This is a genomic window from Citrobacter freundii complex sp. CFNIH9, assembly GCF_002903305.1.
Lineage (GTDB): Bacteria > Pseudomonadota > Gammaproteobacteria > Enterobacterales > Enterobacteriaceae > Citrobacter > Citrobacter portucalensis.
Map to the genome: position 1 here is coordinate 2,766,874 of NZ_CP026238.1, position 25,496 is coordinate 2,792,369.

Sequence of the window (25,496 nt, forward strand, 5' to 3'; positions counted from 1 at the left end):
TAGCCCTGTCGTATCCCCCAAAAGTAAGTACGAACTGTCGATTTACTCAGGCATGTTCCAGCCATTTGCGGAATATTTTCGCTCGCAGTATTCCCTGAAAATCAATCAGCCCAGAACAACCAAGCTTCTTGATCAGATTCTGCCTGGCCTGGTAAATCGTTTTCAAATGTAGATTTAACAAGGCGGATATCTCAAAAATAGTTCGACCTTCTCCTAACTGCATTAGAATATATTTATCTCGCGCAGTCAGCGAAATATTTAGTTCTGACTGATTGTCGTGTATACCGCCAGAACGAGTAATATCAATAATAAATTGTTTGAATGTGGCAACGCTAACATCTATTGGCAGTCTGTAAAGTGATAAATCATTGAGATATCTGTACAGATGACCATCAATCAGCAGTACCAGACGATGCGTTTTCAGATCGTAATTTTGCCTTTTTACCGCCTCAAAGTGATTGGCGGTGAAAAAAACCAGATGCGTCTTATCATCTTCGAAAACAATATCTGCAAGAATATTCTTTAGCCCTTGCCTGATAAAAATATCATCAATCCATAACTCTGCGTTTCCAGTGTGTTCCTGAACGATGTTCATCATTATGGCCTCAATGAAAAATCACAATTGTTCTAGAGAGGGTGCTATGTATAGTCTTAATCAAAAAAATGCTCAGCATGAGTGCTTTCAGCATATAACAAAGGTACTGTACATATTATATTAACATGAAGACTTTTTAGACGTCGTCAGCTGTGTAGCGCAGCACTATTTCCAGGGTTTTTCTGATAACATCTGCCTGGACAACGTCAACTGTTGATTCCAGAGAACTAATCAGGCTTAAAATGATGTTTTTATTATTAACATTATCACCTGCCAGAATTACATTTGTTACCGCCTGTCCCAATACCACAGACTCATCTGCTAATAGCTCACCTGCATTATGGAAGTAACTTGATAAAGCTTTATCCGTCATTACACTGTGGACATTAATTTCATGAAGCATGGTAACCTCGCTTGTATAGTCTGGAAGATTATCTTTAATGTAATTTAGGGTTTTTGCTGGCACTGAAAGCACTCTCATCTCTGGTTTTATCCGGTTTTCTACTTATCTTCCCCGGATTAATGTTTGTAAAATCATTGATAACGCTGTCAATTAATTGCTTGCGTGTGCCATCTATTTCACTGGCCTGCATAAGTCGCAATTGCTTAATCACTGCAGCTAACGAAACGTCTGTATGCATTCGCAAAATTTCTAGCACAGCCAAACCTGTAATTTCATGTTTCAGGCGTTCACTATCAGTTTTCTTCATAACTCCTTCACTACTTACCCCTATAAGTAAGGGGTTTATTTTATTCAAAAAGCAGACCAATTAACGCATTGTAATGTTTCTGTTCTTTCTCCCCGGATGCTTTTTCAAGACGACACAGAAGCTTGGTGCAAAGTGATTTGCGGTTCAGATTTCGTCCATCCTTGAGTATCTCAGTGACGATTTCTCCCAATGTTTCCTGTTGAGTTGGCAGATGCGCCTTCGCAAAGTAACGAGAAATCGCGCTTGCAGTATCAGTGCGAACGGTATGCTGCTGCATGTCATGCTCCTGTAACAAAATGCTGGTGAATATTAAGTTTTATAACAGTAGCAAAGTTGTACCAAAAATGTGTACAACGCGAACCATCAATTTTTATCAAAAAGTGCTAAATAAATATAATCAGTAACTTATATCAATATCAAACTACATAAAATCAAATCCAGTTGTACAATCCACTTCATTTAACGAATGAATTCGATCTTTTTAAGGGCCTTTGTTTGTAAAAATAAAGTTAGAATAATGTATTAAAATCAGGACATAAGATGGTTTGTTTGATACTGTCCATATCTCTTCCCTTCCCTTGATACCGGACTGTCCATGCTCACGACCATTATTTATCGTAGCCATCTACGTGATGACGCCCCCCTCAGAGCGCTTGAGGATATGGTGACAGCCGCAAATCTAAAAAACCGGCGATCCGATGTTACGGGAATTTTACTCTTTAATGGCCACCACTTTTTCCAACTGCTTGAAGGACCTGAGGAGCAGGTAAAAGAGATTTATCGTTGTATATGTAACGACCCACGGCACCACAATATCGTTGAGCTGATGTGTGATTACGCGCCTGCGAGAAGATTCGGAAAGGTGGGAATGGAGTTATTTGATTTACAAAAACATGAACGCAATGACGTCCTGCAAGCGGTACTTAACAAGGGAACATCAAAATTTCAGCTCACCTATGATGACCGGGCATTACAGTTTTTCCGCACATTTGTCCTTGCGACGGAAAAATCGAGTTATTTTGAAATACCTGCGCCTGATTACTGGAGTTTTATTGCCGACAACTCTTGTACTCTCCTGGATGGAAGCACACTCCAGCCCAATATCGATTTCAGCTTTGCTTTTCAACCCATTATCGATCCTATGTCGCAGCGCGTCATTGCTCTGGAAGCACTTATTCGTGGTAGAGACGGTGAAACGCCCGCAACTTATTTTGGCAACTTAAATCCTGAAGAACTGTATACCGCGGATCTGCAGAGCAAAAAGACTGCTTTTGCAATGGCAAGCGCGCTGGGACTTAACGACAAAATGCTGTCAGTCAATCTGCTCCCCATGACCCTGGTAAACAAACCCGATGCAGTCAGCTTTCTGATAAACGAAATCGCGGCGCACGGACTGGTGCCTGAACAAATCATTGTAGAGTTTACCGAAAGCGAAGTTATATCGCGCTTTGATACGTTCGCGCAGGCCGTAAAGTCACTCAAGGCTGCGGGGATCTGTGTGGCGATAGATCATTTTGGGGCAGGTTTTGCCGGGCTTCAGCTTCTGTCTCGTTTTCAACCCGACCGAATTAAGATAAGCCGCGAGCTGATCACGGATGTGCATAAAAGTGGACCAAGACAGGCCATCATTCAGGCAATTATCAAATGTTGCACTTCACTGGAAATCATGATTTCCGCAGTCGGCGTTGAAAAACCTGAAGAGTGGATGTGGCTTGAGTCCGCAGGTATTGAGATCTTCCAGGGTAACCTTTTTGCACAAGCCTGCCTGAATGGTATTCCGTCTGTTGCATGGCCAGAGAAAAATGATTTCTCAGCGTCAAAATAACTAACGCATTGTTATAAATAAACAATCACCACAACCGCCCTCATGCTGAACATAAAAATTCAGCATTTACTCCCTGCGTGATAGTAAAGTAAATCTTAATTTTGCTAGAATCCTCTGTATGTTTTGTACAATTTGATGCATGTTGTACAAAGTAACAGGAACCGCATATCGGTGACGGAGAATCAGGGGTGCCCGGGGGAACTATGGCTTATTACAGCATTGGGGATGTCGCAGAACGTTGCGGGATAAATCCTGTCACCCTTCGGGCATGGCAACGACGTTACGGTTTACTCAAACCTCAACGCAGTGAAGGTGGCCACCGACTCTTTGATGAAGAAGATATTCAGCGTATTGAAGAAATAAAACGTTGGATTAGCAATGGCATACCTGTTGGGAAAGTTAAGGCATTGCTGGAAACCAGTACCCGTCAAGCTGACGACGACTGGAATCAATTACAAGAAGAGATGATGAGCATTCTTCGCATGGCGCATCCGCCGAAGCTGCGAGCCAAAATTACCGCACTCGGTCGCGTTCACCCCGTAGATGCGCTGATCGATCACGTTTATCTTCCCGTACGTCAACGGCTGATACTTGACCATAATACATCCCGCATAATGAACAGCATGCTTGATGGCGCATTGATTGAATATGTTGCCACACTGCTGTCTGAAACGCGGCGCAAGTCAGGAAAGGATGCCCTCCTGATGGCCTGGGATGTTGAAGACAGAACCCGTCTGTGGCTCGAAGCCTGGCGCTTATCGCAATCTGGTTGGCATATTGCCGTTCTGGCTGAACCCATTGAATCGCCAAGACCTGAACTTTTCCCTGGGCAAACCCTTTTTGTCTGGACCGGTATTACGCCAACCCGCAGACAAAATGAACTGCTCCAACACTGGAATGAACAAGGTTATAAGGTCATTTTCCACAGCCCGTAACCTACACGTAATACGTGTAAGATAAATCATACAACTCTCATTTTTTGGCTGGTTATTTTGAGTACCCCCCAAGGAATATGTTGCCCTCTATCCTCCTGACTTAACCCCGGCCATAGCATAAAAATAAAACAATATACTAACCCATTGGTATTATTTTTTTGCAGACGACATCACCTTTTTCCTAAGTAAAATTCATTAGATCAACTGGCGTACGTCTAATACTTATTCTAGGGTTAAATTATGTCTTCTTATGCCACATTATTGTTTTTCTAAAGTAATAAATGTGGTTATTTGAAAAAGGTAAAGGATATGGCTCTAGTCTTAGACAAACGCTTAATTCTTTGTTGCTGCGCCTTTTCCATTATTTCTGTGGCAAATGCAGCAACCGTTAACGGAACATTTCAGGTGCTGATGACGATTCAAAAGGCCTGTACCGTAACTGCCGGTTCGGCTTCAAATATTACACTTGGTCCGGTGAATACCACGGCGACAAATACCAGTGCAAGCAACACTATTTCAATTAATTGCTCAAAAACCACGCCCTACTTTATCGGTCTGGCACCGTCGGCTGCCAATGGAGGGACGACAACAGGATCTGGCGCCATGTCCTCCGTAGCTAACGCTGCCACCAATACCGACAAAGTGCCCTATCAGCTAAATCGTACATCAGCAACAGGTCCGGTGTGGGGGAATACCGCCACCGACACCGCACCTGGAAATGGGGTAGCGGCGACGGGTACAGGTCTGGCGCAAACGTATACTGTTTATGCCACCGCACCGAGCGCCAACTTCACTCCTGACGACTATGCCGACACGGTAACGGTTAACGTTAACTACTAACTTCAGGAAGCCATATGAGAGTAAAACTGCCTGTAAAGCAGTGTGCCTGCGCATGCCTGCTAGGGATGGTTGCGAGCGTCAATCTTGCCACCGCCAGCGGACTGCAAATAGCCCCGGTCACGTTAACGTTGCAAGCGACGCAAAATGCCGATGGTATCTGGCTGAGTAACGCGGGTGAAAATGTGCTCAATGCCCAGGTTCGGGTTTTTCGCTGGAGTCAAAGCGCTTATGACGACAAACTCTCCCCCTCTCAGGGGCTGGTGATTAGCCCGCCGATGTTAGCATTGGCCCCTGGAGAACGACAGCTGATACGCGTTATTCGTACAAGCCCTCCCTCGGCACATGCCGAAGACGCTTATCGTTTGTCGATAGATGAGTTACCGCCTGCAAAAGTAGAAAAAAACAAGCTTCAGTTTGTGCTGCATTATTCTGTTCCCGTTTTCATTCAACCAACATCAGCGGCACAAACGCAGGCAAAACTGCAATGGAAATTACAGCAACTGGATGGCAAAAAATTTATTGAAGTCAGTAATCAGGGAAATGGGCATGCACAGTTATCTGCTGCAACATTTATAAGCCCTGACGGTACTAAAAAAGTCATTACACCCGGACTATTAGGCTACGTTTTACCCGGATCAACAATGCGCTGGATAGTTTCCCCGTCAGCCAGGAATAATCATTACGGCGGGAAAGTTGAAGTCACAATCAATGGCCAAAAAACAGTACAAGATCTGTAACAGATCCTGGCTTCTGGTGAAATATTGCTTTCTCAATGGAGTATTAATATCGGGAATGGTTTGCGCACAAACGCTGAATAATAACCAGAACGAAAATGATGTTATTAATAGCGCCTCGCAGATTACGGGAGTCGATTTGTATCTCGACGTCACCTTAAATGGGAATCCCGTTGGGCTGGTACATTTTGGCTACGATAATGGAAAGCTTTATGCAGGAGCAGATACTCTGCGTAAAATGGGCTTTCGCTTTGCTCCAGACGCCACTAACGCCGTCTGCCTGAACGATATCCCCCAGCTAACCATTGACTACAACGTTCAGTTGCAAACGCTCTCGCTTACTGCGCCGCTCAGTTCACTCGATCTTGCGACCACGCAGCTTAACTCGCCCACCGAAACCGCGCCAACGGCAACAACATCACGCGGGGCGCTGCTCAATTATGATATCTATACGCAACAGGGGGATGAAAGCGCAATCAATACCTTCAGCGAAATTCGCGCCTTCAATGCGACCGGCGTGCTCAGCAACACTCAGTTGACGCAGTACTCTACCGAGGAATATGCCGATAACAGCGTTGAGCGCCTCGACACCAGCTGGCGTACGTCATTTCCTGATTCGATGTTGGCGTTAACCGTGGGCGATACCCTGACTAGTTCACTCATCTGGTCCCGACCGACGCGAATCGGCGGCATTCAGATAGGCACCGATTTTGGGTTACAGCCCTATATGCCAACCACCCCGCTTCCAGCATATCTGGGATCCGCGACGTTACCGTCAAACGTTGAGCTGTACGTCGACGGCGTCAGGTACTACAACGGAGAAGTCCCCGCAGGTAGCTTTCAGATCAACACAATGCCTAACATCAGCGGCGCGGGAACGGGTCAGGTGATGATGACAGATGCGTTGGGCAGAACGAGCGTACAAAATTTCTCGTTCTACAACGATCAGCAACTCCTGCGGGAAGGATTAACCGCCTGGTCGGCAGAATTAGGCACGGTACGCGAAAATTATGGTTACTCCTCTTTTGATTATGCCAGCGCACCAGTATTGAGCGCTACGTGGCGTCGCGGGTTTAGCAATACGTTCACCGCCGGGACTCACGCGGAAACCAGCGATGGACTGATTAACGCGGGCTTCAGTAACGACTGGATCCCAGGAACCCGCAGCGGCACGTTTTCGACCTCACTTGCCGCAAGTACCGACTCAGGAAAGAACGGGTTTTTGTATAGTTTTGGTTACCGTTGGTCCGGCGAACGGTTTAATTTCAGTACCAGTACCACGGCAACTTCCGGCGATTATCGCGATGTCGCCACCCATTACGGTGAGCCGCCCCCCACGCTTAACAGCAACACGGTTATTGGTTATTCGCTGGAAGCAGCTGGAAATGTCAGCCTGAGCTATTTGCAGTTTCGATATCCACACGAAAATGCGGTGCGCTACGCCAATGCCAGCTGGTTTAAATCTCTCACCGACAACATCTCACTCAATGCCGGATTCAACCAGAACATTGACGACAACCGCGATCGCAGTCTCTATTTGATGGTGACCATCACGACCGACAACAATCTGAGCGCCAGCAGCACCCTACAACGTACCAACGACGAAACCGGTTACCAGCTCAACGCCAGCCTGACGCCCCCTGCCGACGGCGGCTGGGGCTGGAATCTGGCTGCCAGTCAGCAGGCTTCCCGGCAAAGTGGCCAGGGCGAAGTGGGATATCTGGGACGTTATGGTAAAGCGTACGCGGGATTCAGCCGTTTACCGGATAACCATTACGGTTATGCAGGCGCAACCGGATCGCTGGTGACCATGGGAGGCGGCCTGTTTGCAGCAAGAGAAATCAATAATGGTTTTGCCGTCGTCTCAACTGACGGCGTGCCTGATGTTCCGGTCAAATTGCAAAATAACCTGATTGGTCGCAGCGATGACCAGGGACTACTGCTGGTCACACCGCTTAACAGTTATCAAAAAAACCTGATCAGTATTGACCCGATGGATCTCCCTGCCAATATGCGGATCGCACGCGTTGAGACGAATGCCACGCCAGCCGATCGTTCCGGTACTTTGGTTAGCTTTGGCATCACCCCCGTCCGCGCTGCGCAGATTATCCTCGTCGATAATCAGGGTAAGCCAATTCCTGAAGGCAGCATGGCTTACGCCATCAACGGAAAAGGACAATCGTCTGTCGTTGGCTTTGATGGAATGACATGGTTCGACACTCTTGAGCAGCACAACACGCTGCGCGTTGATATGGACACCGGTAGTTGTCGCGTGCAATTTGACTATCCCGCGTCAGCAAAGGGGATTGTGCAAATAGGTCCACTGGTTTGTCGCCCACACTAACAGGAGTGCGCTCATGAGGTTAAGACATCTGCTACTCATCGCTGCCGTACTTTTTTGTCCGGCAATTAGCCATGCGGTAACCTGTTCGGTGAGCAATGTGCAAGCCATAAATTTAGGTTCGGTCAATCCACTGTCTGCGACAGGCGCAACGTCATCAATGACGTTCAGTTACACTTGCACCAAAGAGCTTGGTGACGTGCTGGCAGGGATCAATCTCTGTTTTAATATTGGCGCCTCGGCCGTCAGTGGCCAGGTGACACCGCGAAATATGTCGTTAAGCGGAAACCCCGCCAGAACGCTGGCATACCAGCTTTACCAGGATCCCGGACACAGCAAAATTTGGGGGAGCCAATACCTGACCGGAACCACTTTTCCGATGGTACAGCTTAACCTGCTGAATCTGACGCCAGTGACGGGTTCACTCACGGTATCGGCGCAGATCGTCACGCCACAAACGGCAGCCGTCCCCGGAAATTATCAGGATAGCTATACGACGGCAACAGCCCTTGTCACCCTTAATCCTGGATTGCTTTTCCCACCGACCACCTGTGGTGATACCGTTGCCGCCAGGTTTCCTTTCACCGTCACAGCTGCTGTCAGCAAACAGTGTAATATCACCTCCGCGACTAACATCAGCTTTGCTCCCACCAGCGGAACGGGTCGTAATCTCACGGCGTCAAATAACGTAGGCGTAGCCTGCTCTAATAACACCCCTTACACCATCGGACTTCAACCCTCCAACGGCAATACGGCAGGCAGCGGCGTGATGGCAGGCACGGGGTCAAATACGGATAAAGTCCCCTACCAGCTTAGTTCGACGCCAGGTCCTTCCGGTACGATCTGGGGCAATACTGCGCTTAATACCGTTGCGGGCAACGGCACCGGGACAACGACTACCTACCTACCCGGTTTACGCCACCGTTCCCAGCGCGAACTACACGCCAGACAACTATGCCGATACTGTCACCATCGCCGTGACCTACTGACGCCCAGCTTAACAGCAATAAAGCAAACACATTTTATTATCATATTATTTACTTTTAGAGGTGCGTCATAAATCTGACAAATTGCGATTTTTACAATTTATGCATATTAAACTACACAAACCGCAAAACAACCGCGATGATAGCCAAAACAAAGAATAACTATTCACCACCAAGCCAAAGCCCACACTACTCATACCGATAATCCGTGTTAGCCAGGCAGGCTGTTCTATGAAAAAAATGTTAAATTTAGGTTTATATGGTGAGATTCACTGTATACCACGGCCAAATTAAGAACATATTACTTTTATAACTAAGGTTTATCATGGATAAGTTATCTTACGCTTCAGATAGCAGCACATCTGCCTGGAATACCTACCTGCAACAAATCGAGCGTGTGGCCCCTTACCTGGGCGAACTTTCCCATTGGGTGGATACCCTGCGCCACCCAAAACGCGCGCTGATTGTCGATATCCCGGTGCAGATGGATGACGGCACTATCCGTCATTTTGAAGGGTATCGCGTGCAACATAACCTCTCCCGCGGTCCGGGCAAAGGCGGTGTGCGTTATCATCCTGATGTTGATCTTAATGAAGTGATGGCCCTGTCTGCATGGATGACCATCAAATGCGCAGCGTTGAACCTGCCGTACGGCGGCGCTAAAGGCGGTGTGCGCGTCGATCCGTTCTCACTTTCTGAAGGTGAACTGGAGCGTTTAACCCGCCGTTATACCAGCGAAATCGGCATTATCATTGGGCCGCAGAAAGACATTCCTGCGCCGGATGTAGGTACTAACGGAAAAGTCATGGCCTGGATGATGGATACCTACTCCATGAACCACGGCACCACCGTGACCAGTGTGGTCACCGGTAAACCTATTCACCTCGGCGGCTCGTTAGGCCGTGATAAAGCCACCGGTCGCGGCGTTTTCGTCAGCGGTCTGGAAGTCGCGCGTCGTGCGAACATTGAAGTTGAAGGCGCTCGCGTGGCGGTACAAGGTTTCGGTAACGTCGGCAGCGAAGCCGCCCGCCTGTTCGCCGCAGCGGGTGCGCGTGTCGTCGCTATTCAGGATCACACCGCAACGCTGTTTAACTCCACGGGTATCGACATGACCGCGCTGTCTGCCTGGCAGTTAGAGCACAAACAGATTGCCGGTTTCCCGGGCGCTGAAACCATCGCCAGCGAAGCCTTCTGGAGCGTGGAGATGGATATCCTGATCCCTGCCGCGCTGGAAGGACAGATTACCCGTCAGCGTGCAGAAATGCTGACCTGCAAACTGGTACTTGAGGGCGCTAACGGCCCGACTTACCCGGATGCCGATGATATGCTGGCAAGCCGCGGTATCATCGTGGTACCTGACGTCGTATGTAATGCAGGCGGCGTAACCGTCAGCTACTTCGAATGGGTCCAGGACATGGCAAGCTTCTTCTGGAGTGAAGAAGAGATCAATAATCGCATGGACAAAATCATGACTGATGCAATGGTGCACGTATGGGAAAAAGCAGCTGAGAAATCCTGCTCCCTGCGTACCGCAGCCTACATTGTTGCCTGCGAACGCATTCTGCTGGCACGTAAAGATCGCGGAATTTATCCGGGCTAATACCGATAATTTTCCCTCGCATAAACCACCTGCCTGGCAGGTGGTTTTTTTTAGCAAAATCCTGCACGTAGTCTTTCCCCATTAAATACTGCCCGATCTCTCATTTTCGCTGTTTTATGCACCACTACGTTTCAATATGGAACGTTATAAAATGATGGCGTTCCGTATTGAAACGCCCTTCACAGCAATTTTCTTTTGCGTACCCGTGTGCAAAATTACCTTATCGGCAGCGAGCGGTCGCCGTGACGTTGAACCAACCGATACCCTACATCAGATGCCTGCCCGAATTTGGCAGCCATCCAGGACTGTCTGCGGAGCATAAATAATGAAAAAATTGATCAACCGTGTTGAAGACGTACTGAATGAACAACTCGCCGGACTGGCGAAAGCGTATCCTTCCCTGGCACTGCATCAGGATCCTGTATATGTCACCCGCGCAGATGCGCCGGTGATGGGCAAAGTGGCTCTGCTTTCCGGTGGCGGCAGCGGACACGAACCTATGCACTGCGGCTACATTGGTCAGGGCATGCTCTCTGGCGCCTGTCCAGGTGAGATTTTTACCTCACCCACGCCGGATAAAATGTTCGAATGCGCCATGCAAATTGACGGTGGCGAAGGCGTGCTGCTGATAATCAAAAATTACACCGGCGACATTCTTAATTTCGAAACCGCCACCGAGCTGCTGCATGAAAGCGGTGTCAAAGTCACCACCATGGTGGTGGATGACGACGTGGCGGTGAAAGACAGTTTGTATACCGCCGGTCGACGTGGCGTGGCGAATACCGTATTGATCGAAAAACTGGTCGGCGCGGCCGCCGAACGCGGTGATTCGCTGGAAGCCTGTGCGGCGTTGGGCCGTAAGCTGAATAACCAGGGCCACTCCATTGGCATAGCCATTGGCGCCTGTACCGTTCCAGCCGCTGGACAACCGTCGTTCACGCTGCAGGATAACGAAATGGAGTTTGGCGTAGGTATCCACGGGGAACCCGGCATTGACCGTCGCCCCTTCACCTCTCTCGATCAGACCGTTGATGAAATGTTCGATACCCTGCTGGAAAACGGTAACTACAGCCGTACACTCCGCCACTGGGACAACGTCCAGGGCGCGTGGCAGGAAGGTAAAGAAAGCAAGCGTGCGTTACAAAGTGGCGATCGCGTTATTGCGCTGGTCAATAATCTCGGCGCGACGCCGTTGTCTGAACTCTTCGGCGTGTATAACCGCCTGGAAAGCCGTTGTCAGGATGCAGGCATCGTCATTGAGCGCAACCTGATCGGTTCTTACTGTACCTCTCTGGATATGACCGGTTTCTCGATCACCTTGTTACAGGTAGATGACGAAACGCTGAGCTTATGGGATGCACCGGTTCACACCCCTGCCCTCAACTGGGGTAAATAAGGAGATTCATGATGTCCCTCAACAGAACGCAAATTGTTAACTGGCTCTATCGTTGCGGCGAGATCTTCACCACAGAAAGTGATTTTCTCACCGGGCTTGACCGGGAGATCGGCGATGCCGACCACGGTCTGAACATGCATCGTGGTTTCAGCAAAGTCGTTGAAAAGCTGCCGTCCATCGCAGACAAAGACATCGGCTTTATTTTGAAAAACACCGGTATGGTGCTGCTCTCAAGCGTCGGCGGGGCCAGTGGGCCGCTGTTTGGCACCTTTTTTATTCGCGCCGCCCAGGTGACTCAGGCTCATCAAAGCCTGACGCTTGAAGAGCTGTATCAAATGATGCGTGATGGCGCAGAAGGTGTGATTAGCCGCGGTAAGGCTGAACCTGGCGACAAAACCATGTGCGACGTCTGGCTACCGGTTGTCGAATCCTTACGTCAGTCCTGCGAGCAAAAGTTAAGCGTACAGACAGCGCTGGAAGCGGCAAGCCAGCAAGCGGAAGCCGCAGCGCAAAGCACCATCACCATGCAGGCTCGCAAAGGCCGTGCCAGCTATCTTGGTGAGCGCAGTATTGGGCATCAGGATCCCGGCGCAACGTCGGTCATGTTTATGATGCAAATGCTAGCTCAGGCGTCCAGAGAGTAAGGATAAAACGATGGTAAACCTGGTTATTGTTTCTCACAGCGCCCAACTGGGCGAAGGCGTCGGTGCGCTGGCCCGGCAGATGTTAATGGGCGGTGATTGCAAAATCGCCATTGCCGCAGGCATTGATGATCCTGAGAATCCGATTGGCACCGATCCGATCAAGGTGATGGAAGCCATCGAGTCCGTGGCCGATACGGACCACGTGCTGGTGATGATGGATATCGGTAGTGCATTACTGAGTGCGGAAACCGCGCTGGAACTGCTCGACCCTGGCATTGCCGCCAAAGTGCGTTTGTGCGCAGCACCACTGGTTGAAGGCACACTGGCCGCGACGGTTAGCGCCGCCGCGGGTGCTGATATCGATCGGGTCATCCGTGATGCCATGAACGCCCTCGACGCCAAATGTGAGCAACTGGGTTTACCTTCGCCATCCGCAGCGAAACCCGCATCTGCTGCACTGTCTCCCGATGCAGATGCCCGTTCTGTTGCCATTGTGGTGAAAAACCCTAACGGCATCCACGTTCGCCCGGCTTCGCGGCTGGTTTCCGCGTTGTCTGGTTTTAACGCCGACATGTGGCTGGAGAAAAACGGCAAGTGTGTGGTTCCTGATAGCCTGAATCAGATAGCTCTGCTGCAGGTACGCTGTAATGACACGCTGCGCCTGATTGCCAAAGGCGAACAGGCAGAGGATGCGCTGGCCGCATTTAAACAGCTGGCAGCAGAGAATTTTGGTGAATCGCTCGAGTCCGCTAATGCTGATAACAAGGCAACTCAGGCTCCCTCAAAAGTCACGGGGACGGCATTCTGTTACATGCCGTTCTCGCCCGAGGTAAACCCGCAGCCAGCCGCATCACTCCAGGCTGAGCAACAGCGATTACAGACCGCCATCCAAAGTACGCTGAACGATCTGAGCGAACTCACTGCACTTGCTGAAGAACGATATTCCGCAGATATCGCCGCCATCTTCTCCGGTCACCATACGCTGTTGGACGATCCTGAACTGTTTGAAATGGCCTGCGATGTAATGCGCGAAAAGCAGTGCAGCGCCGCCTGGGCCTGGCATCAGGTGCTGAGCGATCTCAGCCAGCAGTATTTACAGCTCGATGATCCTTATCTGCAGGCGCGATACATTGATATTGAAGATTTGCTGTCCCGTTCACTGCAGCATTTGACGGGAGAGAGCGCACAAATTCCCGCGTTCTTGCGCCCCACTATCCTGGTCGCTGATGTCATTTATCCGTCTACGGTACTGCAACTCGATCCGAAGACCATCAAAGGTATCTGCCTGCGGGACGGCAGCGAAGCCTCACATCCGGCGATTATCGCTCGTGAAATGGGCCTGTGCTGGATGTGTCAGCAAGGCGCGGCTCTCGATAGCATCAAGATGGGCGATACTCTGACCATTGACTGTGTCACACAGCGGATAACCCGCGCAAACTGATTCCGAAGCACACCCTTTCCAACAAAGGGTGTGCTTCTTCTCTATTCACGCCGGGAAATGTCTGTTTATTCGCAAAATGGGGAGCCGATCACGCGCAACGGTCATTCCTGAACTAAGGTTTTCTCATGGTAAATGCCGCTACTTCGGCACGCCGCTAAGGAGATTAACCGATGATAACGCCAGCAACTCGCCATCCTGGCCTGCTCTCTGTTGCAATAAAACTGACGCTCGCAAGCACCTTTTTTGCCCTTTCCTCTTTTACTGTCAACGCCGAGGACGCACCAGCCGCTACGCCTGCGCCGCCTGATATTCTGCTTGGCCCCCTGTTTAACGATGTACAAACAGCCAAACTGTTTCCTGACCAGAAAACCTTTGCGGACGCGGTGCCAAACAGCGATCCATTAATGATCCTTGCCGATTATCGGATGCAGAAAAATCAGTCCGGATTCGACTTACGTCATTTTGTCGAGGTGAATTTTACGTTGCCGAAAGACGGCGAGAAATACGTGCCCCCTGCCGGGCAATCATTACGCGAACATATTGACGGACTGTGGCCAGTACTCACTCGTTCGACCACCGACGCTGAAAAATGGGATTCGCTGCTGCCGCTCCCGGAACCGTATGTGGTACCTGGCGGGCGTTTTCGCGAAATATATTATTGGGACAGCTATTTCACCATGCTGGGGCTTGCCGAGAGCAATCACTGGGATAAGGTCTCGGACATGGTGGCAAACTTCGCTTACGAGATTGATTCCTGGGGACACATTCCTAACGGCAACCGCACCTACTACCTGAGTCGTTCGCAACCGCCGTTCTTTGCCTTTATGGTTGAACTACTGGCGCAGCACGACGGGAATGACGCGCTGAAAAAATACCTCCCACAGATGCTCAAAGAGTACAGCTACTGGATGGAAGGCGTCGAAACACTCCAGCCCGGTCAGCAAAATAAGCGCATAGTTAAACTGGATGACGGCACCATTTTGAACCGCTACTGGGATGAGCGCGATTCGCCTCGGCCAGAGTCGTGGGTAGAGGATATCGCCACCGCTAAAAGCAACCCGAACCGCCCGGCCACAGAAATCTACCGCGACCTGCGTTCAGCAGCCGCGTCCGGCTGGGATTTTAGTTCCCGCTGGATGGACAATCCTAATCAGCTGGGCACTCTGCGCACCACCAGCATCGTTCCGGTCGATCTCAATGCGCTGATGTACAAAATGGAAAAAATGATCTCCCTCGCCAGCAAGGCTGCTGGTGATGATGCCAAAGCGGCGCAGTACGATGGCTTCGCTAATGCCCGACAAAAAGGGATCGAGAAGTACCTGTGGAACGACAAAGAAGGCTGGTATGCCGACTACGATCTGAAAAGCCACAAAGTACGCAACCAGCTCACGGCTGCCGCCCTGTTCCCGCTATATGTCAATGCAGCGGCAAAAGATCGCGCCAGTAAAGTCGCCACGGCCACCCAGGCACATCTGCTGCAACCGGGCGGCCTTGCTACCACGTCGGTGAAAAGCGGCCAGCAGTGGGATGCTCCCAATGGCTGGGCCCCGCTCCAGTGGGTAGCAGCATCCGGGTTACAGAATTACGGTCAGGATACTGTCGCCATGGACGTGACCTGGCGATTCCTCACCAATGTTCAACACACCTACGATCGCGAGAAAAAGCTGGTTGAGAAGTATGACGTGAGCACCACTGGAACCGGCGGTGGCGGCGGTGAGTATCCGTTGCAGGATGGTTTCGGCTGGACCAACGGCGTAACGCTGAAAATGCTCGACCTGATTTGCGCCAAAGAAAAGCCCTGTGACAACGTACCCGCATCACGACCTACCCCGGCAAGTACTGCGCCAGTCGAGTCTAAAAAACAGACTCAACCGACGCCATAACATCATAGCCTGAGCCGTTTCACTTCCTGAATCCGCGCTTCGTCGCGGATTTTTCTTTCTTATATTTCCCCCTTCCAGCTGTCTCTATGGCCTCTAGCCCTTATGGGGTATCCGGGGTTTTCATCCGTGAGAAATTGATTCTGAACATGTTTTTATTCGCTGTATATGTAAATATATAGCGATTTTGTAACCTTCAGGATAACAATAATGCCACTGACAAGACGGATGTTTGCCCAACTCGTGGCATCTGCACTGCTGCTACGCCATCTTCCCGCGTTTGCTCAAACCTCGCTGACTGTGGCCATTGGAGACTCTCCGAAGCCAGAAACGACCCAACGCGTGGTCAGCGCGGGCGCGCCTGCTGACATGCTGCTGCTGGCCGTCGCACCGGAAAAACTGGTGGGGCTTTCCTCCTTTGATTTCTCTCGCCAGACCGCCATCCCGTTTAACGATAACATTCGGACTTTGCCGAAACTCGGCAGGCTGGCGGGGCGCGCCAGCACGCTCTCGCTTGAAGCACTCCTGGCGCTTAAACCTGACCTGGTTATTGACTGCGGTAATGCCGATGAAACCTGGCTTTCTCAGGCCAGACAAGTGAGCGCACAAACACAGATTCCCTGGCTGCTGATTAACGGCGAATTGCGCCATACCCCAGAACAGTTTCGCGCAGTCGGTGAAGTATTGGGCGTCGTCTCGCGAACCGCAATGCAGGCCGCGCTGGCCCGTCGATTTATCGATGATGCAATAGCTTTCTCGCATTCACCCGCGGCGAATCTGCGTTTTTATGCCGCGCGCGGTGCCAGAGGACTGGAGACTGGTTTACAAGGTTCTCTGCATACCGAAGCAGCAGAACTACTGGGGTTGCACAATGTGGCGCACATCCCCGGACGACAGGGGCTCACACAGGTCTCAATGGAAAATCTGCTCAGCTGGCAGCCGGATATTATCCTGGTGCAGGATGCGGTGACAGCGCAGTTCCTACGAGAAGATCCGGTCTGGCAAGGGGTCAAAGCGGTTGCTGACCGGCGCATTCTGTTTCTCAGCGGTCTGCCGTTTGGCTGGCTGGATGCACCTCCTGGCATCAACCGTTTACTGGGGTTACGCCGCCTGCACGCCTGGCTTGATCCACAGGTTGAAGCGAGCTTTAAAACCGATATGCAGCGCTACAGTGAATTGTTCTGGCACACCACGCTAAGCGACGCACAGTATCAAAGGTTGGTGGCAGTCTGATGAAAACATCAACCCTCGGTTTTCTGATGATTGCTGCGGTGGTGCTTTGCGCGAGCGTCGCCGCGGTATCAGGCGCGTATCGCCTGGATGCACAACAGGTTTTGAATCTCGTGGCCGGTGCAGATGGCGTTCCAATGCAGGACAAAATCGTCTTCTGGCAAATCCGCCTGCCACGCATACTGGCTGCATTGCTGCTCGGCGCGGCGCTGGCGGGCGCAGGAACCACCTATCAGGGCATGTTCCGCAACCCGCTGGTCTCGCCGGATATTCTCGGAGTGGCGGCGGGTGCGGGTTTAGGTGCCTGTTTAGCAATCCTGTTAGGTTTACCGATCCTGTTTATTCAGCTGTATGCGTTCATAGGCGGTTTATTCGTGGTCGCCGGTGTCTGGTTAATTACCCGGCGAGTCAAGCGACACGACCCGGTGTTAACACTGGTGCTGGTCGGGATTGCGCTGGGCACGGTATGCGGCGCGGGAATTTCACTCATCAAAACGCTGGCCGACCCGTATACCCAACTCCCCTCTATCACTTTCTGGCTGCTTGGCGGTTTATCGACGATCACGCCGCACGACCTGTGGTTCTCGGCACCGCTGATCTTCGCAGGACTGGTCCCGCTATTGCTGCTGCGCTGGCGCATGAACCTGCTCACCCTGTCGGATGATGAAGCACGATCGCTTGGGATCAACGTCTCGCGATTGCGGCTGGGACTGATCGTCTGCGCAACGCTAATCACCGCCTGTACCGTTGCCATCGCGGGCATTATCGGCTGGATTGGGCTGGTTGTACCGCACATCGGCAGACTCCTCAGTGGCAATAACCACCAGCAGTTGCTGCCAGTTTCCATGGGGATCGGCGCCATTTTGCTGCTGCTCACCGATACTCTTGCCCGCACGCTGAGCAGCACAGAAATCCCGCTGGGGATCCTGACGGCATTTATTGGCGCACCGTTCTTTTTGCTGCTTTTGCTACGGGGAAATCGCCCATGACGCTTCTGACCGTTCGCCATGCGTCGTTGGGATACCACAGTCACCAGCCCGTGTTACGCGATGTCTCATTTCAGGTTTCGCCCGGCTCCGTCTGTTGTCTGATTGGGGCCAACGGCAGTGGAAAAACCACCCTGATGCGCACCATTCTCGGCGTTCTTCCGCCGCTTCACGGTGACATTCTGCTTGATGGCGTCGCCATAAATCATCTCAGCGATCGGCAACGCGCCGCCGCTATCGCCTGGGTTCCTCAGGCACATGACGGCGCGTTTGCCTTCACTGCGCTGGACATGGTGATGATGGGGCTGGCCCCGCAACTGGCGGCATTTGCGGTTCCCGGCGCTAAAGAGCGTGAAAATGCGCACCAGCAGATGACGATGCTGGGAATCTCTCACCTGGCGCCCCGACGCTGGAACACGCTGAGCGGCGGAGAGCGGCAACTGGTGTTAATTGCCCGCGCGCTGGCGCAGCGTCCGCGTCTTTTGTTGCTGGATGAACCCGCTTCCAGCCTGGATTTTGGGCATCAGATCCGTCTGCTCGACACGCTAGTGACGCTGAAAAACTCGGGTATGGCCCTGCTGATGTCGACCCATCATCCGTTGCACGCCCGGGCAATCGCCGACAGCGTGGTACGCGTTGAACCGAACGGTGCAGTGTCGCAGGGGCTTCCTGAACATCAGCTCGCCACCGATCGTCTGGCAGCGCTGTATCGCGTTACACCGTCACAAATCACCCATCACCTCTTTGGCTCACATAACTAAGGAATAATAATGCTCATTGACGACATTGATTTTGCCGATCTTTACCGTAAACAGTTACAGCTGGCGAACAGAACCGAGAAAAAGCCGGAGCACTGGGATAAACGTGCGGAAAAAATGGCGGAAAATTGCGCCTCATTAACCGACAGCTATCTGCTGCAACTGCTGGGGAAAATCGACCTGAAAGGGGCGGAGTCGCTGTTTGATATGGGCTGCGGTCCCGGTACGGTTTCGCTGGCGTTGGCTAAAAAGATGCCAATAATTTACGGCGTAGATTACAGCCAGGGCATGCTTAGCGTAGCTGCCCGCCGCGCTGCGCAAATGAACGCCCGTCACGTGCAGTGGGTGCAGCGGGCCTGGGAGGAACACTGGGATGATTTACCCCAGTGCGATATCGCCGTCGCTTCGCGCTCTACGCTGGTTGCCGATATGCGCCAGGCGATGACCAAACTGAATAATCAGGCCCGACTGCGGGTTTACACCACTCATCTCGTCAGTTCATCTTTCGTTTCCCCCACCATTCAGCGTGCACTGGGCCGCGAAGTGATTGAGCTTCCCAACTATATCTATGCGCTTAATGTCCTGTATCAGATGGGGATCCACGCGCATGTTGATTTTATCCGCGGACCCAACTGCCAGCAGGACAACAGCACCTGGACGCGTTTTCTGGAAAACGTGCGCTGGAGTATGGGTGAACTGAGCGCCGACGAGGTCGAACGTCTGGAAACCTGGTATCAACAGCAGGATCCACGCACGATTGCCCCCGCCAGCCGTGACTGGGCGCTTATCTGGTGGGACAGCGTGCCGCGGGAGGCGCTGCGATGATCTACTTTTCGCAGGCGCAAACCGACGCGCTGCTGCTGGAAGATATTCAGGGCGGCGACCTGACTACCCGCGCGTTGGGTATTGGCGCACAGCCGGGCGTTATGGAATTTTACCATCGCCAGGGCGGATGCGTTAGTGGCACCGCCGTTGCCAGACAAATGCTCACCTCATTAGGGCTGACCGTCAGCGACATGGTGGCCGATGGTGAACAGGTAAGTGCAGGACAACGATTGATTTGCGCACATGGGAATGCGGCGGCGCTGCACCAGGGCTGGAAAGCGGTACAAAATGTCCTGGAGTGGTGCTGCGGGGTTTCGGGCTATCTTGAGAGCATGTTGAGCCAACTGCGCCAACGCTATCCTGATGGGCAGATTGCCTGCACCCGCAAAGCCATTCCCGGCACGCGTTTGTTGGCGACTCAAGCAATACTCGCCGCGGGAGGCATTATCCATCGCGGAGGATGCGCCGAAACGGTACTGCTGTTTGCTAATCACCGCCATTTTCTTACCAATCCAAACGACTGGACAGGCGCGATTGCGCGCTTACGCAGCCATGCGCCAGAAAAAAAGATTGTGGTTGAAGCAGATACGCCAAATGAGGCATTAGCCGCGCTACGCGCCGCGCCCGATGTCCTGCAACTCGACAAATTTACCCCTGAGCAAGCAACAGAAATTGTCCGCCAGGCCCCTTCTCTGGCCCCCCATTGCACGCTGGCGCTGACTGGCGGCATTACCCTCGCCTCGCTGGCGAGTTATCTCGACTGTGGCATCAGACTTTTCATCACTTCCGCGCCTTACTACGCTCCGCCCGCGGATATCAAAGTTAGCCTGAGCCCGGACGCACGTGGCATATAACATTAATAAATGGACTAAAAATAATGAATTTCAACAAAAGTTGTCTTTACACAGCCCTGTCGTTTGCTTTCGCGCACAGTGCTTTTGCTGGGCAGGAAAGCGAAACCATGACCGTCTGGTCAAGTCCGGCCTCCGCTGCAACCACTACGGTTCTCGGCCAGGAAACGATGCAGCAACTGGATAAGCAAAACGTGGCGCAGGCACTGAGCGTTGTCCCCGGCGTCGTGCTGCAAAAGTCAGGCAACCGCAATGAACAGCAGGTGAAAGTCCGCGGTTTTGACAGCCGTCAGGTTCCCGTCTATTTTGACGGCGTGCCGGTATACATCCCCTATGATGGCAACCTCGATTTAGGCCGTTTTCTGACCTCCGATATCGCTTCGGTTGAAGTCTCCAAAGGCTACTCGTCGCTGTTACAAGGGCCGAACCAGATGGGCGGTGCCATCAATATCACCACCCAAAAGCCCACCAAACCGATTGAAGGCAGCATTGGCTATCGCCAGGGCTGGAGTCGTAGCAAAGACAATGCCCACGATATGCACGCTTCATTTGGCGCCAGCAACGATCTCGGCTACATCCAGCTCAGCGGCAGTCAGTTGAAGCAGGATTTCCTTGGCTTACCGCACGGCGTGGACAACCCTATTGCGGGCAGCAACGGCAAGATGATTAACTCCTCCGCCGATGACAAACGCGGCATCGTGAAGCTGGGCTTTACCCCACGTGGTAATGACGAATATGTGCTGACCTATATTAATCAGGACGGTGAAAAAGATAACCCGCCGTACGCTGGAACCAGCAGTCAGAAATCACGCTACTGGCAATGGCCACAGTACGATAAAGAGAGCTATTACTATCAGGGCACCACCCATCTGGGCGATCGTTTCACCCTGAAAAGCCGTCTGTATCGCGATACCTTTGAAAATACGCTGATGATGTACAACTCGCTTGCCGATCTGAAAAACAAAAAAGGCAGCTACAGTCATTATTCAGACTATAGCGATGGGGCTGGTCTGCAGCTCGCTGCGGATATGCGTGAAAACGACCAGCTCTCTTTCGCGGTGAACTGGAAGGATGATGTTCACCGCGAGAAAGGCGCACCGAATGCGGCTTACGATCGCTACGAAGACCGCACCTGGTCCGTTGCCAGCGAATACCAGTGGGCAGCAGCGGATAACGTCGATGTCGTGGCGGGAATAAGCTATGACTGGCGCGACAGTCTGGAAGGCATGAAGCACGAAAAAAATGGTAGCGTCACCCACTATGATGACAACAATCAGTCGGCCTTCAACTGGCAGATGATGACCAAATATCACTTTGAAAATTCAGACACATTAGCGCTGTCCTACTCTGACAGAACACGTTTCCCAACACTGAAAGAGCGCTACACCACCTCGAAACCGGCCTATAACCAGGTGGCGCTGGTCAATCCGCAGCTTAAACCGGAACGCGCCCGCAGCGTGGATCTGACCTGGAATGGTTCACTTGGTAAAGACTGGGGATTCGAAGCCAGCGTCTATTACAACCGCATCAGCGATGCCATTCTTTCACACAATATTGATGCCGATACCATCCAGAATCAGAACAGCGGCCGGGTGGATTACACCGGTCTGGATGCAGGCGTTAAAGGTAAAGTCTTTGATATGCTGGATGTTGGGCTGAGCTATGGCCTGATTCATGCGGACGTCAAACGCAGCGACATCGGCAAAATAACCGATTTGCCAACACAAACCCTCACCGCCTGGATGACGCTGAAACCGTGGGATCCGCTGAGCATTACGCTGTCTGAAGAGGCCCGCTCATCGAGCTATAGCAATAGCGACGGCTCGCAGAAAGCCGCAGGTTTCGCCATTACCCATTTACGCGCCGACTACGCCATCGGTCACGGGCTTAGCGTCAACGCTTCGGTCAATAACCTGTTCGATACACAATACGTGTACAGCGAAGGATTTATCGAAGAAGGCCGTAATTACTGGGCGGGAATTGAGTATCAATTCTGACTTAGCGACATAGAGAAACGGCCCCCACAGGGGCCGTTCGATTAATCTCGTCGTACAAGCCGGAAGACACCCAGCACAACAATCGCGCCGACCACGGCCACCAGGAAGCTGTGGAGATTAAATCCGCTGACATCGCCGCCAATACCAAACATCGTTGCCAGCCATCCACCGACCACAGCACCGACAATACCGAGAATACAGGTCAGGATAAACCCACCGCCATCACGCCCCGGCATAATCAGTTTGGCGATAACCCCCGCAATCAGACCAAAAATAATCCAGGCAATAATTCCCATTTTCAGGCCCTCTTTCCAGTGAACGCACGCGCAAGACGTTCCTGCGCCAGCACTTAAAGTATAGGCAAGCCATCGCGACATGCTTTTATCACTCAGACTTAATTCATTGGGTTTGGTAAAAAATTTCATCCATTTGTATTAAGTTCCGTCGATTAATGCCGATAACCCAACGACAAACCAGGCATCCAGGAGTCATTAGGTGTGAGTAACTACAATGAGCAGTTCCTGAAGCAAAATCCGTTAGCGGTGTTAGGTGTACTTCGGGACTTAAAGTCGCAGCAGGTTCCACTGCGTATCTCCTGGTCAGGCGGCCAGTTCATCAGCAAAATTCTGACCGTCAGTCCCGATGAACTGATCATGGATTTTGGCAGCCAGGAATATGAAAACCAGGCCGTACAGCGGGCCAGCCAGATCTCAATTATCGCCGAAACGCAGGGAGCCAAAGTAGAATTCACCCTGCCACAGCTGAAAAAAGGCGAGTATCAGCAACTGCCGGCGTTTATTTCATCCTTGCCGCCTTCTCTGTGGTTTGTGCAGCGTCGGGAATATTTCCGTATCGGCGCTCCGCTGCATCCTCCCTATCGCTGCACGGCAAAAATGCCGGACAACAGCATTCTGCATTTTCGCTTATTCGATCTGTCTCTCGGCGGCATGGGCGGGCTGTTAGAAGTGGCAAAACCAGAGGGGTTGGCAGAAGGTATGCGCTTCTCGCAGGTTGAACTAAATATGGAGCAATGGGGGGTGTATCACGTTGACGCCCAACTTATTTCCATTAGCGAACGCAAGGTTATCGATGGGAAAAACGAAACCATTACCACTCCCCGCCTGAGCTTTCGTTTTCTCAACGTCGGCCCGGCGGTGGAGCGGAACTTACAGCGGATTATTTTTTCCCTTGAACGTGAGGCCCGGGAAAAATCGAATAAGGTGCGCGAGTAAACTCACACGAACTACATCACATCCAGCGCTTGTTGAAGCTTCCAGATATAGCGCGGGGCCTGAGGCGCCGGATGATTATCAGCGACATGTTCAATAAATTCATCCGGGCTGAGGTCGTTGATTTTATTGATCGCTTTTTTCCTGTCGGAGGAGAACGTGCGTAACAGTGCGCCCGCACCGTTGGCGTACGATACTACCAGCGCGTACTGCATCACCTGCGGATCTTCAATCCCGGCCAGCGGCCCGGTTTCGAGAATACTCAGGTATGCGGCCCCCATTGAGATATTGCGCTCAGGGTTTTTCAACTCGCTGGTCGACGGCTCTCCGCTCCAGCCCATGCGCCGATAAACATCGCGTCCTGAAGTTGAGGCTTTCAACTGCATCAGACCAATCGCATTGGACTTACTGACCGCATTCGGATTTCCGCCTGATTCAATGGCGATAATAGCGGTAATCAATTGTGGACTGACACCCCAGGCCGCACCGGCTTTTTCACTGATCGGCATCCATTGCATTGCGCGTTTAACCGGAACTTCAGCATTCCACGGCGGGTTTTTGTAATCCTGTTTTGAACTACAGCCCGCAAGTAATACAACCAAAAAAGCAAACCATCTCAATTTCACGTCATCTATCCTTATAGCCGGAACCTGTCGCTGAGGTGACAACGACATACCTACGCGGCATGATATACATTTGGTTTTAGTTGTAGCAAGGAAATGCCATGTCCCGGTTTCACTTAATTGCCCCATCGGGCTACTGTATCAATCAGCAGGCTGCCTTACGTGGGCTTGCGCGTCTTACTGAGGCCGGTCATCAGGTCGACAATTCAGCGGTCATTGCGCGCCGCTGCCAACGTTTTGCGGGGACAGAGGCAGAAAGGCTTGCTGATGTGAACTCGCTAGTTAATCTGAAAACCCCCGATACCGTTGTGATGGCGGTACGCGGCGGCTATGGCGCGAGCCGTTTACTGGAAGATATTGACTGGCAGGGGCTGGCAGCCCGCCAGCAACAAGATCCGCTGCTGCTGTGCGGACACAGCGATTTTACGGCGATCCAGTGTGGTCTGCTGACACAGGGGAATGTGATTAGCTTCAGCGGCCCGATGCTGGCGGCGAACTTCGGCGCCGAAGAAATGAACGCATTCACCGAGCACCATTTCTGGCAGGCTTTGCGTAATGCCCAATTTACCCTCGAATGGCAGGGTGACGGTCCGCAGTGCGCAACTGAAGGTACACTGTGGGGCGGAAATCTGGCGATGATCATTTCGTTGATGGGTACACCGTGGATGCCGGCCATCAAAAACGGCATTTTGGTGCTGGAAGACATTAACGAGCATCCATTCCGTGTCGAGCGCATGCTGCTGCAGCTGTACCACGCCGGAATACTGGCCCAGCAAAACGCCATTATCCTCGGCAGTTTTAGCGGTAGCGCACCCAATGACTACGACGCTGGTTACAATCTTGATTCAGTTTGTGATTTTCTGCGCGCCAGATTGTCAGTACCGTTGATCTGCGGCCTCGATTTTGGCCATGAACAACGCACTGTCACTCTGCCTTTGGGAGCCAATGCGGTGCTGAAAAATGATAAAAACGGCACTCAGCTCACCTTAAGTGGGCATCCGGTACTAAAATCGTAAAAAAAGCGGCTAATGGGGCTAAGCAAAACGCTGTTTCTGTCGTTATTATGGTAG

The 25,496-nt window shown here is 51.7% G+C and carries 24 protein-coding genes and 1 pseudogene; 19 read left to right on the forward strand and 6 right to left on the reverse strand.

All coding sequences use genetic code 11. The features are described from left to right. Positions 1–46 precede the first annotated feature (46 nt). From C2U43_RS13985 to ycgZ, 4 genes are all read right to left on the reverse strand, one after another. Complete coding sequence (locus C2U43_RS13985; RefSeq protein WP_103285332.1) at positions 47–598, reverse strand: LuxR family transcriptional regulator; 552 nt, start codon at positions 596–598, stop codon at positions 47–49. A gap of 133 nt (positions 599–731) precedes the next feature. Continuing rightward, complete coding sequence (locus tag C2U43_RS13990; RefSeq protein ID WP_008784990.1) at positions 732–998, reverse strand: biofilm development regulator YmgB/AriR family protein; 267 nt, start codon at positions 996–998, stop codon at positions 732–734. Positions 999–1,032: 34 nt separating this feature from the next. Next, entirely contained in the window at positions 1,033–1,305 is a 273-nt protein-coding gene (locus tag C2U43_RS13995) for a hypothetical protein (RefSeq protein ID WP_008784991.1), read from the reverse strand. Positions 1,306–1,345: 40 nt separating this feature from the next. Further along, positions 1,346–1,582 (reverse strand): regulatory protein YcgZ, encoded by a 237-nt coding sequence (gene ycgZ, locus C2U43_RS14000; protein ID WP_003833500.1) that lies wholly within the window; start codon positions 1,580–1,582, stop codon positions 1,346–1,348. Between the two features lie 318 nt (positions 1,583–1,900). On the opposite strand from ycgZ, the gene C2U43_RS14005 reads away from it, so the two are divergent. From C2U43_RS14005 to C2U43_RS14085, 17 genes and pseudogenes are all read left to right on the forward strand, one after another. Continuing rightward, positions 1,901–3,130 (forward strand): diguanylate phosphodiesterase, encoded by a 1,230-nt coding sequence (locus tag C2U43_RS14005; protein ID WP_103285333.1) that lies wholly within the window; start codon positions 1,901–1,903, stop codon positions 3,128–3,130. Positions 3,131–3,333: 203 nt separating this feature from the next. Next, positions 3,334–4,065, forward strand: a complete 732-nt coding sequence (locus C2U43_RS14010) for a MerR family transcriptional regulator (RefSeq protein WP_008784993.1) — start codon at positions 3,334–3,336, stop codon at positions 4,063–4,065. 309 nt (positions 4,066–4,374) lie between these two features. Further along, positions 4,375–4,905, forward strand: coding sequence for a Csu type fimbrial protein (locus C2U43_RS14015; RefSeq protein ID WP_003833507.1), 531 nt, complete (start codon positions 4,375–4,377; stop codon positions 4,903–4,905). Between the two features lie 14 nt (positions 4,906–4,919). Beyond that, a complete protein-coding gene (locus C2U43_RS14020) occupies positions 4,920–5,642 on the forward strand; it encodes a fimbrial biogenesis chaperone (protein WP_003833508.1) in 723 nt (240 codons plus the stop codon). Positions 5,643–5,697: 55 nt separating this feature from the next. Continuing rightward, the gene (locus C2U43_RS14025; RefSeq protein ID WP_103285334.1) at positions 5,698–7,983 is read left to right on the forward strand and encodes a fimbria/pilus outer membrane usher protein; all 2,286 of its coding nucleotides are present in this window, start codon (positions 5,698–5,700) and stop codon (positions 7,981–7,983) included. A gap of 13 nt (positions 7,984–7,996) precedes the next feature. Then, a pseudogene (locus C2U43_RS14030) lies at positions 7,997–8,969 on the forward strand (Csu type fimbrial protein). Positions 8,970–9,291: 322 nt separating this feature from the next. Beyond that, a complete protein-coding gene (locus tag C2U43_RS14035) occupies positions 9,292–10,566 on the forward strand; it encodes a Glu/Leu/Phe/Val family dehydrogenase (RefSeq protein ID WP_020996616.1) in 1,275 nt (424 codons plus the stop codon). Positions 10,567–10,891: 325 nt separating this feature from the next. Then, on the forward strand, positions 10,892–11,962 hold the full coding sequence (gene dhaK / locus C2U43_RS14040; RefSeq protein ID WP_003833521.1) for a dihydroxyacetone kinase subunit DhaK: 1,071 nt from the start codon (positions 10,892–10,894) through the stop codon (positions 11,960–11,962). An 11-nt stretch (positions 11,963–11,973) separates the two neighbouring features. After that, positions 11,974–12,606, forward strand: a complete 633-nt coding sequence (dhaL, locus tag C2U43_RS14045) for a dihydroxyacetone kinase subunit DhaL (RefSeq protein ID WP_103285335.1) — start codon at positions 11,974–11,976, stop codon at positions 12,604–12,606. Positions 12,607–12,616: 10 nt separating this feature from the next. Beyond that, positions 12,617–14,047, forward strand: coding sequence for a dihydroxyacetone kinase phosphoryl donor subunit DhaM (gene dhaM, locus C2U43_RS14050; RefSeq protein ID WP_103285336.1), 1,431 nt, complete (start codon positions 12,617–12,619; stop codon positions 14,045–14,047). A 170-nt stretch (positions 14,048–14,217) separates the two neighbouring features. Next, positions 14,218–15,930: an alpha,alpha-trehalase gene (locus tag C2U43_RS14055; RefSeq protein ID WP_103285337.1), complete on the forward strand. Its 1,713-nt coding sequence runs from the start codon at positions 14,218–14,220 to the stop codon at positions 15,928–15,930. A 207-nt stretch (positions 15,931–16,137) separates the two neighbouring features. Beyond that, complete coding sequence (locus C2U43_RS14060; protein WP_079934752.1) at positions 16,138–17,160, forward strand: ABC transporter substrate-binding protein; 1,023 nt, start codon at positions 16,138–16,140, stop codon at positions 17,158–17,160. A 26-nt stretch (positions 17,161–17,186) separates the two neighbouring features. Beyond that, positions 17,187–18,146, forward strand: coding sequence for a FecCD family ABC transporter permease (locus C2U43_RS14065; protein ID WP_416242372.1), 960 nt, complete (start codon positions 17,187–17,189; stop codon positions 18,144–18,146). Beyond that, positions 18,143–18,904, forward strand: a complete 762-nt coding sequence (locus C2U43_RS14070) for an ABC transporter ATP-binding protein (protein WP_103285339.1) — start codon at positions 18,143–18,145, stop codon at positions 18,902–18,904. The genes C2U43_RS14065 and C2U43_RS14070 overlap by 4 nt, the downstream gene beginning before the upstream one ends. A 9-nt stretch (positions 18,905–18,913) precedes the next feature. After that, entirely contained in the window at positions 18,914–19,726 is an 813-nt protein-coding gene (locus tag C2U43_RS14075; protein WP_032943738.1) for a class I SAM-dependent methyltransferase, read from the forward strand. After that, positions 19,723–20,580: a ModD protein gene (gene modD, locus C2U43_RS14080; RefSeq protein WP_103285340.1), complete on the forward strand. Its 858-nt coding sequence runs from the start codon at positions 19,723–19,725 to the stop codon at positions 20,578–20,580. The genes C2U43_RS14075 and modD overlap by 4 nt, the downstream gene beginning before the upstream one ends. A gap of 23 nt (positions 20,581–20,603) precedes the next feature. Beyond that, the gene (locus C2U43_RS14085; protein ID WP_103285341.1) at positions 20,604–22,574 is read left to right on the forward strand and encodes a TonB-dependent receptor plug domain-containing protein; all 1,971 of its coding nucleotides are present in this window, start codon (positions 20,604–20,606) and stop codon (positions 22,572–22,574) included. A 41-nt stretch (positions 22,575–22,615) separates the two neighbouring features. Here the strand turns inward: C2U43_RS14085 and C2U43_RS14090 are convergent, their stop codons facing one another. Then, complete coding sequence (locus C2U43_RS14090) at positions 22,616–22,870, reverse strand: GlsB/YeaQ/YmgE family stress response membrane protein (protein ID WP_048212573.1); 255 nt, start codon at positions 22,868–22,870, stop codon at positions 22,616–22,618. Positions 22,871–23,071: 201 nt separating this feature from the next. On the opposite strand from C2U43_RS14090, the gene ycgR reads away from it, so the two are divergent. Then, on the forward strand, positions 23,072–23,806 hold the full coding sequence (ycgR, locus tag C2U43_RS14095) for a flagellar brake protein YcgR (protein WP_008785008.1): 735 nt from the start codon (positions 23,072–23,074) through the stop codon (positions 23,804–23,806). An 11-nt stretch (positions 23,807–23,817) separates the two neighbouring features. Here the strand turns inward: ycgR and emtA are convergent, their stop codons facing one another. Continuing rightward, positions 23,818–24,429 (reverse strand): membrane-bound lytic murein transglycosylase EmtA, encoded by a 612-nt coding sequence (emtA, locus tag C2U43_RS14100; protein WP_016153365.1) that lies wholly within the window; start codon positions 24,427–24,429, stop codon positions 23,818–23,820. 98 nt (positions 24,430–24,527) lie between these two features. Between emtA and ldcA the strand changes: the two genes are divergently transcribed. Further along, the gene (ldcA, locus tag C2U43_RS14105; protein ID WP_103285342.1) at positions 24,528–25,442 is read left to right on the forward strand and encodes a muramoyltetrapeptide carboxypeptidase; all 915 of its coding nucleotides are present in this window, start codon (positions 24,528–24,530) and stop codon (positions 25,440–25,442) included. Positions 25,443–25,496: the final 54 nt, after the last annotated feature.

Coding starts and splice junctions, on each gene's coding strand:
- C2U43_RS13985 (WP_103285332.1), bottom strand. CDS start 598: ATGATGAACATCGTTCAGGAACACACTGGAAACGCAGAGTTATGGATT.
- C2U43_RS13990 (WP_008784990.1), bottom strand. CDS start 998: ATGCTTCATGAAATTAATGTCCACAGTGTAATGACGGATAAAGCTTTA.
- C2U43_RS13995 (WP_008784991.1), bottom strand. CDS start 1,305: ATGAAGAAAACTGATAGTGAACGCCTGAAACATGAAATTACAGGTTTG.
- ycgZ (WP_003833500.1), bottom strand. CDS start 1,582: ATGCAGCAGCATACCGTTCGCACTGATACTGCAAGCGCGATTTCTCGT.
- C2U43_RS14005 (WP_103285333.1), top strand. CDS start 1,901: ATGCTCACGACCATTATTTATCGTAGCCATCTACGTGATGACGCCCCC.
- C2U43_RS14010 (WP_008784993.1), top strand. CDS start 3,334: ATGGCTTATTACAGCATTGGGGATGTCGCAGAACGTTGCGGGATAAAT.
- C2U43_RS14015 (WP_003833507.1), top strand. CDS start 4,375: ATGGCTCTAGTCTTAGACAAACGCTTAATTCTTTGTTGCTGCGCCTTT.
- C2U43_RS14020 (WP_003833508.1), top strand. CDS start 4,920: ATGAGAGTAAAACTGCCTGTAAAGCAGTGTGCCTGCGCATGCCTGCTA.
- C2U43_RS14025 (WP_103285334.1), top strand. CDS start 5,698: ATGGTTTGCGCACAAACGCTGAATAATAACCAGAACGAAAATGATGTT.
- C2U43_RS14035 (WP_020996616.1), top strand. CDS start 9,292: ATGGATAAGTTATCTTACGCTTCAGATAGCAGCACATCTGCCTGGAAT.
- dhaK (WP_003833521.1), top strand. CDS start 10,892: ATGAAAAAATTGATCAACCGTGTTGAAGACGTACTGAATGAACAACTC.
- dhaL (WP_103285335.1), top strand. CDS start 11,974: ATGTCCCTCAACAGAACGCAAATTGTTAACTGGCTCTATCGTTGCGGC.
- dhaM (WP_103285336.1), top strand. CDS start 12,617: ATGGTAAACCTGGTTATTGTTTCTCACAGCGCCCAACTGGGCGAAGGC.
- C2U43_RS14055 (WP_103285337.1), top strand. CDS start 14,218: ATGATAACGCCAGCAACTCGCCATCCTGGCCTGCTCTCTGTTGCAATA.
- C2U43_RS14060 (WP_079934752.1), top strand. CDS start 16,138: ATGCCACTGACAAGACGGATGTTTGCCCAACTCGTGGCATCTGCACTG.
- C2U43_RS14065 (WP_416242372.1), top strand. CDS start 17,187: ATGATTGCTGCGGTGGTGCTTTGCGCGAGCGTCGCCGCGGTATCAGGC.
- C2U43_RS14070 (WP_103285339.1), top strand. CDS start 18,143: ATGACGCTTCTGACCGTTCGCCATGCGTCGTTGGGATACCACAGTCAC.
- C2U43_RS14075 (WP_032943738.1), top strand. CDS start 18,914: ATGCTCATTGACGACATTGATTTTGCCGATCTTTACCGTAAACAGTTA.
- modD (WP_103285340.1), top strand. CDS start 19,723: ATGATCTACTTTTCGCAGGCGCAAACCGACGCGCTGCTGCTGGAAGAT.
- C2U43_RS14085 (WP_103285341.1), top strand. CDS start 20,604: ATGAATTTCAACAAAAGTTGTCTTTACACAGCCCTGTCGTTTGCTTTC.
- C2U43_RS14090 (WP_048212573.1), bottom strand. CDS start 22,870: ATGGGAATTATTGCCTGGATTATTTTTGGTCTGATTGCGGGGGTTATC.
- ldcA (WP_103285342.1), top strand. CDS start 24,528: ATGTCCCGGTTTCACTTAATTGCCCCATCGGGCTACTGTATCAATCAG.